At 66.0% G+C, this 17,770-nt stretch carries 12 protein-coding genes; all 12 read left to right on the top strand.

Translation table 11 applies throughout. The annotated features are described in order from the left end of the window. Positions 1–64: 64 nt before the first annotated feature. Positions 65–964, top strand: coding sequence for a transcription termination/antitermination protein NusG (nusG, locus tag E6R60_RS22620; RefSeq protein ID WP_136328450.1), 900 nt, complete (start codon positions 65–67; stop codon positions 962–964). A gap of 176 nt (positions 965–1,140) precedes the next feature. Next, positions 1,141–1,575, top strand: a complete 435-nt coding sequence (gene rplK, locus E6R60_RS22615) for a 50S ribosomal protein L11 (protein WP_010058817.1) — start codon at positions 1,141–1,143, stop codon at positions 1,573–1,575. 78 nt (positions 1,576–1,653) lie between these two features. Continuing rightward, positions 1,654–2,376, top strand: a complete 723-nt coding sequence (rplA, locus tag E6R60_RS22610; RefSeq protein ID WP_136328449.1) for a 50S ribosomal protein L1 — start codon at positions 1,654–1,656, stop codon at positions 2,374–2,376. A 159-nt stretch (positions 2,377–2,535) separates the two neighbouring features. Then, entirely contained in the window at positions 2,536–3,456 is a 921-nt protein-coding gene (locus tag E6R60_RS22605; protein ID WP_136328448.1) for a hypothetical protein, read from the top strand. 286 nt (positions 3,457–3,742) lie between these two features. After that, on the top strand, positions 3,743–4,303 hold the full coding sequence (gene rplJ, locus E6R60_RS22600) for a 50S ribosomal protein L10 (RefSeq protein WP_136328447.1): 561 nt from the start codon (positions 3,743–3,745) through the stop codon (positions 4,301–4,303). Between the two features lie 83 nt (positions 4,304–4,386). Then, positions 4,387–4,770 carry a 50S ribosomal protein L7/L12 gene (gene rplL / locus E6R60_RS22595; protein WP_018550656.1) on the top strand — a complete coding sequence of 128 codons (384 nt, stop codon included), beginning with the start codon at positions 4,387–4,389 and terminating at the stop codon, positions 4,768–4,770. A gap of 595 nt (positions 4,771–5,365) precedes the next feature. Beyond that, positions 5,366–8,851: a DNA-directed RNA polymerase subunit beta gene (gene rpoB / locus E6R60_RS22585; RefSeq protein ID WP_136328446.1), complete on the top strand. Its 3,486-nt coding sequence runs from the start codon at positions 5,366–5,368 to the stop codon at positions 8,849–8,851. A 129-nt stretch (positions 8,852–8,980) separates the two neighbouring features. Then, positions 8,981–12,880, top strand: a complete 3,900-nt coding sequence (locus E6R60_RS22580; protein ID WP_136328445.1) for a DNA-directed RNA polymerase subunit beta' — start codon at positions 8,981–8,983, stop codon at positions 12,878–12,880. A gap of 435 nt (positions 12,881–13,315) precedes the next feature. Beyond that, complete coding sequence (rpsL, locus tag E6R60_RS22575; protein WP_003948652.1) at positions 13,316–13,687, top strand: 30S ribosomal protein S12; 372 nt, start codon at positions 13,316–13,318, stop codon at positions 13,685–13,687. A 2-nt stretch (positions 13,688–13,689) separates the two neighbouring features. Further along, a complete protein-coding gene (gene rpsG / locus E6R60_RS22570) occupies positions 13,690–14,160 on the top strand; it encodes a 30S ribosomal protein S7 (protein ID WP_014154599.1) in 471 nt (156 codons plus the stop codon). 38 nt (positions 14,161–14,198) lie between these two features. Further along, the gene (fusA, locus tag E6R60_RS22565) at positions 14,199–16,328 is read left to right on the top strand and encodes an elongation factor G (protein WP_136328444.1); all 2,130 of its coding nucleotides are present in this window, start codon (positions 14,199–14,201) and stop codon (positions 16,326–16,328) included. 158 nt (positions 16,329–16,486) lie between these two features. Then, positions 16,487–17,680 carry an elongation factor Tu gene (gene tuf / locus E6R60_RS22560; protein WP_136328443.1) on the top strand — a complete coding sequence of 398 codons (1,194 nt, stop codon included), beginning with the start codon at positions 16,487–16,489 and terminating at the stop codon, positions 17,678–17,680. Positions 17,681–17,770 lie beyond the last annotated feature (90 nt).

Below are 17,770 nucleotides of genomic sequence, written 5' to 3'. Positions count from 1 at the left end.
GGGCGCCTCATGGGCGCCCCTTTCGCATGTTCCACCCATTTGTATCCAGGAAGAAGCAGCCACCGTGTCTGACCCGAACCTGAACGACGCCGTCGAGCCGACGGCGGGCGCCTTCGAGTCCGCCGAGGACGAGCTCGACATCGTCGAGGCGGCGGACGCTGTGGAGCCGGACCAGGCTGAAGCTGCCGACGACGCCGCGGGCGAGCCCGCCGAGCAGGCCGCCGTGCACGCCGAGGAGTCCGACGAAGCCGACGAGGCCGTCGAGGCGGAAGCCGGTGACGACGAGGACGAGAGCCCCGAGGCCGACGAAGCCGCCGACGAGGAAGAGGCCGAGCCGGCCGAGCCCGTCGACGCCGTCACCGCCCTGCGCGAGGAACTCCGCACCCTCCCCGGCGAGTGGTACGTCATCCACACGTACGCCGGTTACGAGAAGCGTGTGAAGGCCAACCTGGAGCAGCGCGCCGTCTCGCTGAACGTGGAGGAGTTCGTCTATCAGGCCGAGGTGCCTGAGGAGGAAATCGTCCAGATCAAGAACGGCGAGCGCAAGAACGTCCGGCAGAACAAGCTCCCGGGTTACGTCCTGGTGCGCATGGACCTGACGAACGAGTCCTGGGGCGTCGTCCGCAACACGCCCGGCGTCACCGGCTTCGTGGGCAACGCCTACGACCCGTACCCGCTGACCCTGGACGAGATCGTCAAGATGCTCGCCCCGGAGGCCGAGGAGAAGGCCGCCCGCGAGGCGGCCGAGGCCGAGGGCAAGCCGGCTCCGTCCCGCAAGGTCGAGGTCCAGGTGCTGGACTTCGAGGTCGGCGACTCCGTCACCGTCACCGACGGCCCGTTCGCGACGCTGCAGGCGACGATCAACGAGATCAACGCCGACTCGAAGAAGGTCAAGGGTCTCGTCGAGATCTTCGGCCGCGAGACCCCGGTCGAGCTCAGCTTCGACCAGATCCAGAAGAACTAGCGCTTCCCGCCAGCTTCTGGACACATGCCTACCGAGCAGGTCAGACCGGCTGTCACAGCAGGTCTGACCTGCTCGGTTTTTGGTCGCGCAGCTATACCCGTTATCGTTGTGCGGTATGCCTGCATCCGGATGACCGGATGACGGCGAAAACTCTCACTAGGACCCGGAGAGAGCACATGCCTCCCAAGAAGAAGAAGGTCACGGGGCTTATCAAGCTCCAGATCAACGCCGGTGCGGCCAACCCGGCCCCGCCGGTCGGCCCCGCACTGGGCCAGCACGGCGTCAACATCATGGAGTTCTGCAAGGCCTACAACGCCGCGACCGAGTCGCAGCGTGGCATGGTCGTGCCGGTGGAGATCACGGTCTACGAGGACCGCTCCTTCACCTTCATCACCAAGACTCCGCCGGCCGCCAAGCTGATCCTCAAGGCCGCGGGTGTGGACAAGGGCTCCGGCGAGCCGCACAAGACCAAGGTCGCCAAGCTGACGGCCGCCCAGGTCCGCGAGATCGCCACGACGAAGCTCCCCGACCTGAACGCCAATGACCTCGACGCCGCGTCGAAGATCATCGCCGGCACCGCCCGTTCCATGGGCATCACGGTCGAAGGCTGATTCAGCCCCACCCCCCAGTGGTAGGACCAAGCGCTGGTCCGCACCACGACTCCACACTCTGAAACCACAGGAGTAGAAGTGAAGCGCAGCAAGAACCTCCGCGCTGCGGACGCCAAGGTCGACCGGGCGCGTAACTACGCCCCGCTCGAGGCCGTCCGTCTCGCCAAGGACACCGCCTCCACGAAGTTCGACAGCACCGTCGAGGTCGCCTTCGCCCTGGGTGTAGACCCTCGCAAGGCCGACCAGATGGTCCGTGGCACCGTGAACCTCCCGCACGGCACCGGCAAGACCGCCCGGGTCCTGGTCTTCGCGACCGGTGACCGTGCTGCGGCCGCGGAAGCCGCGGGCGCCGACATCGTCGGCGCCGACGAGCTCATCGACGAGGTGGCGAAGGGCCGTCTGGACTTCGACGCCGTCGTCGCGACCCCGGACCTCATGGGCAAGGTCGGCCGCCTGGGCCGCGTGCTCGGTCCGCGTGGTCTGATGCCGAACCCGAAGACCGGCACCGTCACCCCCGACGTCGTGAAGGCTGTCAACGACATCAAGGGCGGCAAGATCGAGTTCCGCGTCGACAAGCACTCGAACCTGCACTTCATCATCGGCAAGACCTCGTTCGACGAGACCAAGCTGGTGGAGAACTACGCAGCGGCGCTGGAGGAGATCCTCCGTCTGAAGCCGTCCGCCGCCAAGGGCCGCTACATCAAGAAGGCCACGCTGGCCACCACGATGGGCCCCGGCATCCCGCTGGACTCCAACCGCACCCGTAACCTCCTCGTCGAGGAGGACCCGGCCTCCGTCTGAGCCTCCGCGCTCGTACGACCGCCGCGTCACGTGTGACATGGACGGGCCCCGCAACCTTTCGAGGTGCGGGGCCCGTCCTCGTATGTACGGATCAGTGGCTGTCGGAGCCGTGCGTGAGTGTGCGGGTCAGGGAGAGCCGAACGAGGGGTGGAAGCGGACATGAGGATCAGTACCGTACGGCGCGTGGGCCTGGCCGTGGCTGTGGCGGCGGCGCTGACGTCGGTCGGGGCCTGCGGCGGACCGGACGACGGCGGCGCGGCCAAGGGCGACGGCAAGGCGGAGAGCCGCGGCACCGCCGTGGTGAAGACCAACGCGATCGCCGCGCTGCTCGACGTGCAGAAGAAGACCGGTGCGGCGAGCTCGGCCAAGGTCGACGCCACCATGGTTCTGGGCAGTGCCATGTCCATGAAGCAGTCCGGGGCGCTGGACTGGAGCGATGGCATCAGCGGCTCCATGAAGATCACGTACACCGGGGGTGCGATGGCCGACACGCTGAAGAAGGCCGGCGGCAGCAGCACGATGGAGGCCCGCTACTTCAAGGACGGCTACGCGGCGGACATGGGCGCGGCCCTGGCCCGGCAGACCGGCGGCAAGCACTGGATCAGCTACTCCTACGACGTCCTGGCGGAGCTCGGGGGCGCCTCCGGGGCCGTGATGAAGGACCAGATGCAGAACACCTCCCCCAGCCAGGGAGTGAATGCGCTGCTGGCCTCCGGCGAGGTGAAGGAGGTCGGCAAGGAGGAGGTGCGCGGGGTCGCCGCCACGCACTACTCCGGAACGGTCGACGTCGCCGAGCTGACCGCCAGGACGTCGAAGCTGGACGCGGGCCGGCTGGCCGCTCTCAAGAAGCAGCTGACCGACGCGGGGATCACCACGGAGACCATCGACATCTGGGTCGACGGGAACGACCTGCTGGTGAAGAAGACCGAGCGCGGGCAGATGAAGACAGGCGAGCTCAACTCGACCGTGTTCTACAGCGACTACGGCACCAAGGTCGCGGTCGAGCGGCCGCCGGCCGGCGAGACCATCGGGTTCAAGGAACTGCTCCAGCAGCAGGGCGCGGCCGGCACTGCCTCGTAGAACGGGCGCTCAAACCTTCCGGACCGCCCGAACCGGGACGGATTTGCCCGGCGCGACCCCGGTCGCGTACTCTTCTGCAGAAGCCAAAGACCGCTGGTCGTTGCTGGAACCCGCAAGGGGGACGGCAACCGAAGGATCCGTTGAATACGGACGACCTGCGCAGGTGACTGTGGAAAAGCTCCCGGATGTTGTTCGGTCGAGCTTCGCCCTGGCGCCTGCGCCGGGGCGTTTCGTCTTTTCCGGGCCCTTTTGAGCGGTCCTCATCACCCGGAAGGAGGCCACGCTCATGGCAAGGCCCGACAAGGCTGCAGCGGTAGCCGAGCTCGCGGACCAGTTCCGCAGCTCGAACGCCGCCGTGCTGACCGAGTACCGGGGCCTCACCGTGGCACAGCTCAAGCAGCTGCGCCGTTCGCTCGGTGAGAACGCCCAGTACGCCGTGGTGAAGAACACGCTGACCAAGATCGCGGCCAACGAGGCCGGGATCGACACGCTGGACGACCTGTTCGCAGGTCCGACGGCGGTTGCCTTCGTCACCGGTGACCCGGTGGAGTCGGCGAAGGGTCTTCGTGACTTCGCCAAGGACAACCCCAACCTCATCATCAAGGGCGGTGTCCTTGACGGTAAGGCGCTGTCCGCCGATGAGATCAAGAAGCTCGCGGACCTCGAGTCCCGCGAGGTTCTGCTCTCCAAGCTGGCCGGTGCCATGAAGGGCAAGCAGACTCAGGCTGCGCAGCTCTTCCAGGCTCTGCCGTCGAAGTTCGTCCGCACCGCGGAAGCCCTTCGTGCCAAGCGGGAAGAAGAGCAGGGCGGTGCCGGTACTCCGGCTCCCGCCGAGGCCGCCGAGTAATTTCGCTCAGCGGTCCAGCGGGCTCCACGTACGCCCGCCGACATATACATCCGGCACCTGCCGAATAGTGGAAGGACGCCATCATGGCGAAGCTCAGCCAGGAAGACCTGCTCGCCCAGTTCGAGGAGCTCACCCTCATCGAGCTCTCCGAGTTCGTGAAGGCCTTCGAGGAGAAGTTCGACGTCACCGCCGCCGCGGCCGTCGCCGTTGCGGGCCCCGCCGGCCCGGGCGCCCCGGTCGAGGCCGCTGAGGAGAAGGACGAGTTCGACGTCATCCTCACCGCCGCCGGTGACAAGAAGATCCAGGTCATCAAGGTCGTGCGTGAGCTGACCTCCCTCGGCCTGAAGGAGGCCAAGGACCTCGTCGACGGCGCCCCGAAGCCCGTCGTCGAGAAGGTCGCCAAGGAGGCCGCCGAGAAGGCTGCCGAGTCCCTCAAGGCCGCCGGCGCCTCCGTCGAGGTCAAGTGACCCAGCGAGTCTTCTGACTCCTCTGGACCCCCGTGCCGCGAGGCGTGGGCGTCACTTCGCGAAAGGCGATCACCCGTTCGGGTGGTCGCCTTTCGGCGTACCCGGAGCGGGTGCCTTGCTCTTCGCGCGGTGACGAGTATGGTGATCTTCGCCGTGCGCCTCTCGTGGGGAGCACGGGTGGCGCCGAGAGGCGGCGGGACGCGGGTCTCGGGGCCCGTACCGGCTGGGGGGCCTTGACGAACCGCACGAGGCGCGCAATTCTCAAGGCGCGTCGTCACATCGATCCGAATCCGAGGCATGGATCGACGGCGAAGAGGGCAGTAAAGAAGAGCGCAGCTCGCGCAGGGTTAGACATAGGTGTTGAGAACAGCTGTTGAGAGCAACGTGGGTCTCTGAGAACCCCGACTGGACATCAGTGTGCCGCTTGGCTACACTGACCCTTTGCGCTGCCTGTTAGCTGCCTCCTGCCCGTCACCAGGGGCATACCCATCTTGTGCACCGTGGACCTTCATCCCTGACCAGGGAAATCTGTCCACCTGTCCAGTTTGGGACCGGTACGCGCGTAGTGAGTCCGAGCCCTCGGAAGGACCCCCTCTTGGCCGCCTCGCGCAACGCCTCGACCGCGAATACGAACAACGGTGCCAGCACCGCCCCGCTGCGCATCTCTTTTGCAAAGATCAAGGAGCCCCTCGAGGTTCCGAACCTCCTCGCGCTGCAGACCGAGAGCTTTGACTGGCTCCTCGGTAATGCCGCCTGGAAGGCTCGCGTCGAGGCTGCTCTGGACAGTGGACAAGACGTCCCCACCAAGTCCGGCCTGGAGGAGATCTTCGAGGAGATCTCACCGATCGAGGACTTCTCCGGGTCGATGTCGCTTACGTTCCGCGACCACCGCTTCGAGCCCCCCAAGAACTCGATCGACGAGTGCAAGGAGCGCGACTTCACGTTCGCCGCCCCGCTCTTCGTCACGGCCGAGTTCACCAACAACGAGACCGGCGAGATCAAGTCCCAGACGGTCTTCATGGGCGATTTCCCGCTCATGACCAACAAGGGCACCTTCGTCATCAACGGCACCGAGCGTGTCGTGGTGTCGCAGCTGGTCCGCTCGCCGGGTGTCTACTTCGACTCGTCGATCGACAAGACGTCCGACAAGGACATCTTCTCCGCCAAGATCATCCCTTCCCGGGGTGCCTGGCTGGAGATGGAGATCGACAAGCGCGACATGGTCGGTGTCCGCATCGACCGCAAGCGCAAGCAGTCCGTCACCGTCCTCCTGAAGGCTCTCGGCTGGAGCACCGAGCAGATCCTCGAGGAGTTCGGCGAGTACGAGTCCATGCGCGCCACCCTGGAGAAGGACCACACCCAGGGCCAGGACGACGCACTGCTCGACATCTACCGCAAGCTGCGTCCCGGCGAGCCGCCGACGCGCGAGGCTGCTCAGACGCTGCTCGAGAACCTCTACTTCAACCCGAAGCGCTACGACCTCGCGAAGGTCGGCCGCTACAAGGTGAACAAGAAGCTCGGCGCGGATGAGCCGCTCGACGCCGGTGTCCTCACCAGCGACGACATCATCGCGACCATCAAGTACCTGGTGAAGCTGCACGCCGGGGAGACCGAGACCGTCGGCGAGTCCGGCCGGGAGATCGTCGTCGAGACCGACGACATCGACCACTTCGGCAACCGTCGTCTGCGCAACGTCGGCGAGCTCATCCAGAACCAGGTCCGCACGGGTCTGGCGCGGATGGAGCGCGTCGTTCGTGAGCGCATGACGACTCAGGACGTCGAGGCGATCACGCCGCAGACCCTGATCAACATCCGGCCGGTCGTCGCCTCCATCAAGGAGTTCTTCGGCACCAGCCAGCTGTCGCAGTTCATGGACCAGAACAACCCGCTGTCGGGTCTCACCCACAAGCGCCGCCTGTCGGCTCTTGGCCCGGGTGGTCTGTCCCGTGAGCGGGCCGGCTTCGAGGTCCGTGACGTGCACCCGTCCCACTACGGACGCATGTGCCCGATCGAGACCCCTGAAGGCCCGAACATCGGTCTGATCGGTTCGCTCGCCTCGTACGGCCGCGTCAACGCGTTCGGCTTCATCGAGACGCCGTACCGCAAGGTCGTCGACGGCCAGGTCACCGACGAGGTCGACTACGTCACGGCCGACGAGGAAGACCGTTACGTCATCGCCCAGGCGAACGCGACGCTCTCCGACGAGCTGCGCTTCACCGAGCCCCGCGTCCTGGTCCGCCGTCGTGGCGGAGAGGTCGACTACGTGCCCGGCACCGAAGTCGACTACATGGACGTGTCGCCGCGCCAGATGGTGTCCGTCGCCACCGCGATGATCCCCTTCCTGGAGCACGACGACGCCAACCGTGCCCTCATGGGCGCGAACATGATGCGGCAGGCGGTGCCGCTCATCAAGTCGGAGGCGCCGCTCGTCGGCACCGGCATGGAGTACCGCTGCGCCACCGACGCCGGTGACGTGCTGAAGGCCGAGAAGGACGGTGTGGTCCAGGAGGTCTCCGCGGACTACATCACCGTGACCAACGACGACGGTACGTACACCACGTACCGGATCGCGAAGTTCATGCGCTCCAACCAGGGCACCTCGGTCAACCAGAAGGTCGTCGTCTCCGAGGGCGACCGGATCGTCGCCGACCAGGTGCTCGCCGACGGACCGGCCACCGAGAACGGTGAGATGGCCCTCGGCAAGAACCTGCTCGTGGCGTTCATGCCGTGGGAAGGCCACAACTACGAGGACGCGATCATCCTGTCGCAGCGCCTCGTGCAGGACGACGTCCTCTCCTCGATCCACATCGAGGAGCACGAGGTCGACGCCCGTGACACCAAGCTCGGTCCGGAGGAGATCACCCGGGACATCCCGAACGTCTCCGAAGAGGTCCTCGCGGACCTCGACGAGCGCGGCATCATCCGGATCGGCGCCGAGGTCACGGCCGGTGACATCCTCGTCGGCAAGGTCACGCCCAAGGGCGAGACCGAGCTGACCCCCGAGGAGCGCCTGCTCCGCGCGATCTTCGGTGAGAAGGCGCGCGAAGTGCGCGACACCTCGCTGAAGGTGCCGCACGGTGAGATCGGCAAGATCATCGGCGTCCGCGTCTTCGACCGCGAAGAGGGCGACGAGCTGCCGCCGGGCGTGAACCAGCTGGTCCGCGTCTACGTCGCGCAGAAGCGCAAGATCACCGATGGTGACAAGCTCGCCGGCCGTCACGGCAACAAGGGCGTCATCTCGAAGATCCTCCCGATCGAGGACATGCCGTTCCTGGAGGACGGCACCCCGGTCGACATCATCCTCAACCCGCTGGGTGTCCCGTCCCGAATGAACCCGGGACAGGTCCTGGAGATCCACCTCGGCTGGCTCGCCAGCCGCGGCTGGGACGTCTCCGGCCTCGGTGACGAGTGGGCCAAGCGCCTGCAGTCCATCGGCGCCGACCAGGTCGCCCCCGGCACCAACGTCGCCACGCCCGTCTTCGACGGTGCGCGCGAGGACGAGATCACCGGCCTCTTCCAGGCCACGATCCCGAACCGCGACGGCGACCGGCTGGTCCAGCCCTCGGGCAAGGCCAACCTGTTCGACGGCCGCTCCGGCGAGCCGTTCCCGGAGCCGGTCTCGGTCGGCTACATGTACATCCTCAAGCTCCACCACCTCGTCGACGACAAGCTCCACGCTCGTTCGACGGGCCCGTACTCGATGATCACCCAGCAGCCGCTGGGTGGTAAGGCACAGTTCGGTGGACAGCGCTTCGGTGAAATGGAGGTGTGGGCCCTTGAAGCTTATGGCGCCGCATACGCCCTCCAGGAGCTGCTGACGATCAAGTCCGACGACGTGACCGGCCGCGTGAAGGTCTACGAGGCCATCGTCAAGGGCGAGAACATCCCCGAGCCCGGCATTCCCGAGTCCTTCAAGGTGCTCATCAAGGAAATGCAGTCGCTCTGCCTCAACGTGGAGGTGCTGTCCTCGGACGGCATGTCCATCGAGATGCGTGACACCGACGAGGACGTCTTCCGCGCGGCGGAGGAGCTCGGTATCGACCTGTCCCGGCGCGAGCCGAGCAGCGTCGAAGAGGTCTGACGGGTTGGCCGGCCGGATCCCAGTGATCCGGCCGGCTCTCCCCGGACCCGTTCAGACCATTGCTGAAGTGCCCCGATTTCTCGCGTGAAGCGAGGGGGCTCGAACCCCCGAAAGAGGGATTGACGACAAGTGCTCGACGTCAACTTCTTCGACGAGCTGCGGATCGGCCTTGCCACCGCGGACGACATCCGGACCTGGTCCCACGGCGAAGTGAAGAAGCCGGAGACCATCAACTACCGCACGCTCAAGCCCGAAAAGGACGGACTCTTCTGCGAGAAGATCTTCGGTCCGACCCGGGACTGGGAGTGCTACTGCGGCAAGTACAAGCGTGTCCGCTTCAAGGGCATCATCTGTGAGCGCTGTGGCGTCGAGGTCACGCGCGCCAAGGTGCGTCGTGAGCGCATGGGCCACATCGAGCTTGCCGCTCCCGTCACCCACATCTGGTACTTCAAGGGCGTCCCGTCACGCCTGGGCTACCTGCTGGACCTCGCGCCGAAGGACCTCGAGAAGGTCATCTACTTCGCCGCGTACATGATCACGTTCGTCGACGAGGAGCGCCGCACCCGCGACCTCCCGTCGCTCGAGGCCCACGTCTCCGTCGAGCGCCAGCAGGTCGAGAACCGTCGCGACTCGGACCTCGAGAACCGCGCCAAGAAGCTCGAGACCGACCTGGCCGAGCTCGAGGCCGAGGGCGCCAAGGCCGACGTGCGCCGCAAGGTGCGCGAAGGCGCCGAGCGTGAGATGAAGCAGCTGCGCGACCGTGCGCAGCGCGAGATCGACCGCCTCGACGAGGTGTGGAGCCGCTTCAAGAACCTCAAGGTCCAGGACCTCGAGGGCGACGAGCTGCTCTACCGCGAGCTGCGTGACCGCTTCGGCACGTACTTCGACGGCTGCATGGGCGCCGCCGCCCTGCAGAAGCGCCTCGAGTCGTTCGACCTCGACGAGGAGGCCGAGCGCCTCCGCGAGATCATCCGTACCGGCAAGGGCCAGAAGAAGACCCGTGCGCTCAAGCGCCTCAAGGTCGTCTCCGCGTTCCTGCAGACCAGCAACAAGCCCAAGGGCATGGTGCTCGACTGCGTGCCGGTCATCCCGCCGGACCTGCGTCCGATGGTGCAGCTGGACGGTGGCCGCTTCGCGACCTCCGACCTGAACGACCTGTACCGCCGTGTGATCAACCGCAACAACCGCCTCAAGCGTCTCCTTGACCTCGGTGCCCCCGAGATCATCGTGAACAACGAGAAGCGGATGCTGCAGGAGGCCGTCGACGCGCTGTTCGACAACGGCCGCCGCGGTCGCCCGGTCACCGGTCCCGGTAACCGCCCGCTCAAGTCCCTCAGCGACATGCTGAAGGGCAAGCAGGGCCGATTCCGTCAGAACCTTCTCGGTAAGCGTGTGGACTACTCCGCGCGTTCCGTGATCGTCGTCGGCCCGCAGCTCAAGCTGCACCAGTGCGGTCTGCCCAAGGCCATGGCGCTGGAGCTCTTCAAGCCGTTCGTGATGAAGCGCCTGGTGGACCTGAACCACGCGCAGAACATCAAGTCGGCCAAGCGCATGGTCGAGCGCGGCCGCACCGTGGTGTACGACGTCCTCGAAGAGGTCATCGCCGAGCACCCGGTGCTGCTGAACCGTGCACCGACCCTGCACCGCCTCGGCATCCAGGCCTTCGAGCCGCAGCTGGTCGAGGGCAAGGCCATCCAGATCCACCCGCTCGTCTGCACCGCGTTCAACGCGGACTTCGACGGTGACCAGATGGCCGTGCACCTGCCGCTCTCCGCGGAGGCGCAGGCCGAGGCCCGCATCCTGATGCTGTCCTCGAACAACATCCTGAAGCCGGCCGACGGTCGTCCCGTCACCATGCCCACGCAGGACATGGTGCTGGGTCTGTTCTTCCTGACCACCGACGGCGAGCTCCGTGACACCAAGGGCGAGGGCCGCGCGTTCGGCTCCACGGCCGAGGCGATCATGGCGTTCGACGCCGGCGAGCTGGCGCTCCAGTCGTCCGTCGACATCCGCTTCCCGGTGGGCACCATCCCGCCGCGTGGCTGGGTGCCGCCGGTCGCCGAGGAGGGCGAGCCCGAGTACCAGCCGGGTGACACCTTCCGGCTGCGGACGAGCCTGGGCCGCGCGCTCTTCAACGAGCTGCTGCCCGAGGACTACCCGTTCGTCGACTACTCGGTCGGCAAGAAGCAGCTCTCCGAGATCGTCAACGACCTCGCCGAGCGCTACCCCAAGGTCATCGTGGCGGCGACGCTCGACAACCTGAAGGCGGCGGGCTTCCACTGGGCGACGCGCTCCGGCGTGACCGTCTCCGTTGCCGACATCGTCGTGCCCGAGGCCAAGAAGGCCATCGTCAAGGGCTACGAGGAGCAGGACGAGAAGGTCCAGAAGCAGTACGAGCGCGGTCTGATCACCAAGGACGAGCGCACGCAGGAGCTCATCGCGATCTGGACCAAGGCGACCAACGAGGTTGCCGAGGCGATGAACGCGAACTTCCCCAAGACGAACCCCATCTTCATGATGGTTGACTCGGGTGCCCGAGGAAACATGATGCAGATGCGTCAGATCGCCGGTATGCGTGGTCTGGTGTCCAACGCCAAGAACGAGACGATTCCGCGTCCCATCAAGGCGTCCTTCCGTGAGGGCCTGACCGTTCTGGAGTACTTCATCTCCACGCACGGTGCCCGTAAGGGTCTGGCGGACACCGCCCTGCGTACCGCCGACTCGGGTTACCTGACCCGTCGTCTGGTGGACGTCTCGCAGGACGTGATCATCCGCGAGGAGGACTGCGGCACCGACCGCGGCCTCAAGCTGAAGATCGCGGTCAAGGGCGCCGACGGCGTGCTCCGCAAGACGGACGACGTCGAGACCTCGGTGTACGCCCGCATGCTCGCCGAGGACGTCGTCGTCGACGGCAAGGTCATCGCGCCTGCCAACGTCGACCTCGGTGACGTCCTGATCGACGCCCTGGTGGGCGCCGGCGTCGAGGAGGTCAAGACCCGCTCGGTCCTGACCTGTGAGTCCGCGGTCGGCACCTGTGCCTTCTGCTACGGACGCTCGCTCGCCACCGGCAAGCTGGTCGACATCGGTGAGGCGGTCGGCATCATCGCCGCCCAGTCCATCGGTGAGCCCGGTACCCAGCTGACGATGCGTACCTTCCACACCGGTGGTGTGGCCGGTGACGACATCACCCAGGGTCTGCCCCGAGTCGTCGAGCTCTTCGAAGCCCGTACGCCGAAGGGTGTCGCCCCGATCTCGGAGTCCGCGGGCCGGGTCCGGATCGAGGAGACCGAGAAGACCAAGAAGCTCGTGGTCACGCCGGACGACGGCAGCGACGAGATTCCCTTCCCGATCTCCAAGCGCGCCCGTCTGCTGGTGGGCGAGGGCGACCACGTCGAGGTGGGCCAGAAGCTCACCGTGGGTGCCACCAACCCGCACGACGTGCTGCGGATCCTCGGTCAGCGCGCGGTCCAGGTCCACCTGGTCGGCGAAGTCCAGAAGGTCTACAACTCGCAGGGTGTGTCGATCCACGACAAGCACATCGAGATCATCATCCGGCAGATGCTCCGCCGCGTGACGATCATCGAGTCCGGCGACGCGGAACTGCTGCCGGGCGAGCTCGTCGAGCGTTCGAAGTTCGAGACCGAGAACCGTCGTGTGGTCCAGGAGAGCGGTCACCCCGCCTCCGGCCGGCCGCAGCTGATGGGTATCACCAAGGCCTCGCTGGCGACGGAGTCGTGGCTGTCCGCGGCTTCCTTCCAGGAGACGACCAGGGTCCTGACGGACGCGGCGATCAACGCCAAGTCCGACTCCCTGATCGGCCTCAAGGAGAACGTCATCATCGGTAAGCTCATCCCGGCCGGTACGGGTCTGTCCCGCTACCGCAACATCCGGGTCGAGCCGACCGAAGAGGCCAAGGCCGCGATGTACTCGGCCGTCGGCTACGACGACATCGACTACTCGCCGTTCGGCACCGGCTCCGGCCAGGCCGTTCCGCTGGAGGACTACGACTACGGTCCGTACAACCAGTAAGCGAGTCGCTTGACACGACCGGAGGGCGGTCATCCCGTACACACGGGGTGGCCGCCCTCCGGCGTGCGATGCGTCACTCCCGCGGGGTGGGCGCACGGTGGGCGGCGTGGCCCGGAAGGCGCTGCGGGGCCTGTGAGGGGCCCTGTGGCGTCCCGTACGGGCGCGGACCAGCCGGGGGCCGGTCCCGGCGAGCCGGGGCGGACAGCATTTGTTTTGACCCAGCTCCGTGAGGTAGGTACGCTCAGACCTTGTGCCTGGGGTGTGCCTGGTCTCGTGTGCGTGTCCTCAACCGCACGCCGAGCCCGTCTTTGGTCACCGCGATCTGTGCTTCCACTGCTCCAGGGGAGTGGCCCGCAGTATCCGACACACCCGACCGCGTGGGTCGGCGATGTTCCAGGTTAGTTTCACCGACGGCACACAGAAACCGGAGAAGTAGTGCCTACGATTCAGCAGCTGGTCCGGAAGGGCCGGCAGGACAAGGTCGAGAAGAACAAGACGCCCGCGCTCGAGGGTTCGCCCCAGCGTCGTGGCGTCTGCACGCGTGTCTTCACGACCACCCCGAAGAAGCCGAACTCGGCGCTCCGTAAGGTCGCGCGTGTGCGTCTGACCTCCGGCATCGAGGTCACGGCCTACATTCCGGGTGAGGGACACAACCTGCAGGAGCACTCGATCGTGCTCGTGCGTGGTGGCCGTGTGAAGGACCTGCCGGGTGTTCGCTACAAGATCATCCGCGGCTCGCTCGACACCCAGGGTGTCAAGAACCGCAAGCAGGCCCGCAGCCGCTACGGCGCCAAGAAGGAGAAGTAAGAATGCCTCGTAAGGGCCCCGCCCCGAAGCGCCCGGTCATCATCGACCCGGTCTACAGCTCTCCTCTTGTCACGTCGCTGATCAACAAGATCCTGCTCGACGGCAAGCGTTCCACCGCCGAGCGGATCGTGTACGGCGCCATGGAAGGCCTCCGCGAGAAGACCGGCGCAGACCCGGTCATCACGCTGAAGCGCGCGCTTGAGAACGTCAAGCCCTCGCTCGAGGTCAAGTCCCGCCGCGTCGGTGGCGCGACCTACCAGGTGCCGATCGAGGTCAAGCCCGGTCGTGCCGCCACCCTCTCGCTGCGCTGGATCGTGGGTTACTCCCGCGCCCGTCGCGAGAAGACGATGACCGAGCGGCTCATGAACGAGCTGCTCGACGCCTCCAACGGTCTTGGCGCTGCCGTCAAGAAGCGCGAGGACACCCACAAGATGGCCGAGTCCAACAAGGCCTTCGCGCACTACCGCTGGTAGTCGCTTACCCCATCGAGACCGAGAGAAGATTGAGCCTTATGGCCACCACTTCGCTTGACCTGGCCAAGGTCCGCAACATCGGGATCATGGCCCACATCGACGCGGGCAAGACGACCACCACTGAGCGGATCCTCTTCTACACCGGTGTGAGCTACAAGATCGGTGAAGTCCACGACGGCGCTGCCACGATGGACTGGATGGAGCAGGAGCAGGAGCGCGGCATCACGATCACGTCCGCCGCGACGACCTGTCACTGGCCGCTCAACGATGTTGACCACACCATCAACATCATCGACACCCCGGGTCACGTCGACTTCACCGTCGAGGTGGAGCGTTCGCTCCGCGTCCTCGACGGCGCTGTCACCGTGTTCGACGGTGTGGCCGGCGTCGAACCGCAGTCCGAGACCGTGTGGCGTCAGGCGGACCGCTACGGCGTGCCGCGTATCTGCTTCGTCAACAAGCTCGACCGCACCGGTGCGGAGTTCCACCGCTGTGTCGACATGATCGTCGACCGCCTGGGCGCCGTCCCGCTCGTCATGCAGCTCCCCATCGGCGCAGAGGCCGACTTCAAGGGCGTCGTCGACCTCGTGTCGATGAAGGCCTTCGTGTGGCCCGAAGAGGCCGCCAAGGGCGAGATGTACGACACCGTGGAGATCCCGGACACCCACAAGGAAGCCGCCGAGGAATGGCGCGGCAAGCTCCTTGAGGCCGTCTCGGAGAACGACGACGCGATGATGGAGCTGTACCTGGAGGGCGTCGAGCCCACCCAGGACCAGCTGCACGACGCGATCCGTCGGATCACCCTCGCGTCGAAGGGCAGTGCCGACTCGGTCACCGTCACCCCGGTGTTCTGTGGCACCGCGTTCAAGAACAAGGGCGTTCAGCCCCTGCTCGACGCGGTCGTGCGCTACCTGCCTTCCCCCCTGGACGTCGAGGCCATCGAAGGCCACGACGTCAAGGACCCCGAGGTCGTCATCAAGCGCAAGCCTTCGGACGACGAGCCGTTCTCCGGCCTGGCGTTCAAGATCGCGAGCGACCCGCACCTCGGCAAGCTCACCTTCGTCCGGATCTACTCCGGTCGCCTCGAGGCCGGCACCGCGGTGCTGAACTCGGTCAAGGGCAAGAAGGAGCGCATCGGCAAGATCTACCGCATGCACGCGAACAAGCGTGAGGAGATCGCGTCGGTGGGCGCCGGTGACATCATCGCCGTCATGGGCCTGAAGCAGACCACCACCGGTGAGACGCTGTGTGACGACAAGAACCCGGTCATCCTGGAGTCCATGGACTTCCCGGCGCCGGTCATTCAGGTCGCCATCGAGCCCAAGTCCAAGGGTGACCAGGAGAAGCTGGGTGTCGCCATCCAGCGCCTCTCCGAGGAGGACCCGTCCTTCCAGGTGCACTCCGACGAGGAGACCGGCCAGACCATCATCGGTGGTATGGGCGAGCTTCACCTCGAGGTGCTCGTCGACCGCATGAAGCGCGAGTTCCGCGTCGAGGCGAACGTCGGCAAGCCGCAGGTCGCGTACCGCGAGACGATCCGCAAGGCCGTCGAGCGCATCGACTACACGCACAAGAAGCAGACTGGTGGTACCGGCCAGTTCGCGAAGGTGCAGATCGCCCTTGAGCCCATCGAGGGTGGCGACGCGTCCTACGAGTTCGTCAACAAGGTCACCGGTGGCCGCATCCCCCGTGAGTACATTCCCTCGGTGGACGCGGGCGCCCAGGAAGCCATGCAGTTCGGCATCCTGGCCGGCTACGAGATGGTCGGCGTCCGCGTCACCCTTCTCGACGGTGGTTACCACGAGGTCGACTCCTCGGAGCTCGCCTTCAAGATCGCCGGTTCCCAGGCGTTCAAGGAGGGTGCCCGCAAGGCGTCCCCCGTGCTCCTGGAGCCGATGATGGCCGTCGAGGTCACCACGCCCGAGGACTACATGGGCGATGTCATCGGCGACCTCAACTCCCGCCGTGGCCAGATTCAGGCCATGGAGGAGCGCAGCGGCGCTCGCGTCGTGAAGGGCCTCGTGCCCCTCTCGGAGATGTTCGGCTACGTCGGAGACCTCCGCAGCAAGACCTCGGGTCGCGCAAGCTACTCGATGCAGTTCGACTCCTACGCCGAGGTTCCGCGGAACGTCGCCGAGGAGATCATCGCGAAGGCCAAGGGCGAGTAACTCTTCGGAGCACACGCTTTAGGCTTATCACCGGAGCCCGGTCGGGCATTCGTCGCAGCGCGTAAGCAGCGTGGCGAATGCCCCCGGCACCGGCATCCCAGCAAAGATCACCTGGCGCCGATGAAGCAAGGCGTACAGAACCACTCAGGAGGACCCCAGTGGCGAAGGCAAAGTTCGAGCGGACTAAGCCGCACGTCAACATCGGCACCATCGGTCACATTGACCACGGTAAGACGACCCTCACGGCCGCCATTACCAAGGTGCTGCACGACGCGTACCCGGACCTGAACGAGGCCTCGGCCTTCGACCAGATCGACAAGGCGCCGGAAGAGCGTCAGCGCGGTATCACCATCTCCATCGCGCACGTCGAGTACCAGACGGAGTCGCGTCACTACGCGCACGTCGACTGCCCGGGTCACGCTGACTACATCAAGAACATGATCACGGGTGCGGCGCAGATGGACGGCGCCATTCTCGTCGTCGCCGCCACCGACGGCCCGATGCCGCAGACCAAGGAGCACGTGCTCCTGGCCCGCCAGGTCGGCGTTCCGTACATCGTCGTCGCCCTGAACAAGGCCGACATGGTGGACGACGAGGAGATCCTGGAGCTCGTCGAGCTCGAGGTCCGTGAGCTCCTCTCCGAGTACGAGTTCCCGGGCGACGACCTTCCGGTCGTCAAGGTCTCGGCGCTCAAGGCTCTTGAGGGCGACGCCGAGTGGGGCCAGACCGTTCTCGACCTGATGAAGGCCGTCGACGAGTCCATCCCGCAGCCCGAGCGTGACGTCGAGAAGCCGTTCCTGATGCCGATCGAGGACGTCTTCACGATCACCGGTCGTGGCACCGTCGTCACCGGTCGTATCGAGCGTGGTGTCCTGAAGGTCAACGAGACCGTCGACATCGTCGGTATCAAGACCGAGAAGACCACCACCACGGTCACGGGCATCGAGATGTTCCGCAAGCTGCTCGACGAGGGCCAGGCCGGTGAGAACGTCGGTCTGCTCCTCCGTGGCATCAAGCGCGAGGACGTCGAGCGCGGCCAGGTCATCATCAAGCCGGGTTCGGTCACGCCGCACACGGACTTCCAGGCCCAGGCCTACATCCTGTCGAAGGACGAGGGTGGCCGTCACACCCCCTTCTTCAACAACTACCGCCCGCAGTTCTACTTCCGTACCACGGACGTGACGGGCGTTGTGACCCTTCCCGAGGGCACCGAGATGGTCATGCCGGGTGACAACACCCTCATGGACGTCGCGCTGATCCAGCCGGTCGCCATGGAAGAGGGCCTGAAGTTCGCCATCCGTGAGGGTGGCCGGACCGTGGGCGCCGGCCAGGTCACCAAGATCCTCAAGTAATCACTTGAGCGTCTGACCTGGTAGCTCCGCACAAGAGCACCGAGAAGGGCCCCGTCCCGCCGCGCAAGCGGTGGGACGGGGCCCTTCTTC

The organism is Streptomyces sp. A0642, from assembly GCF_004795105.1.
GTDB lineage: Bacteria > Actinomycetota > Actinomycetes > Streptomycetales > Streptomycetaceae > Streptomyces.
Note: the sequence above shows the minus strand (reverse complement) of the source record. Positions and strands in the feature narration are given on the sequence as shown.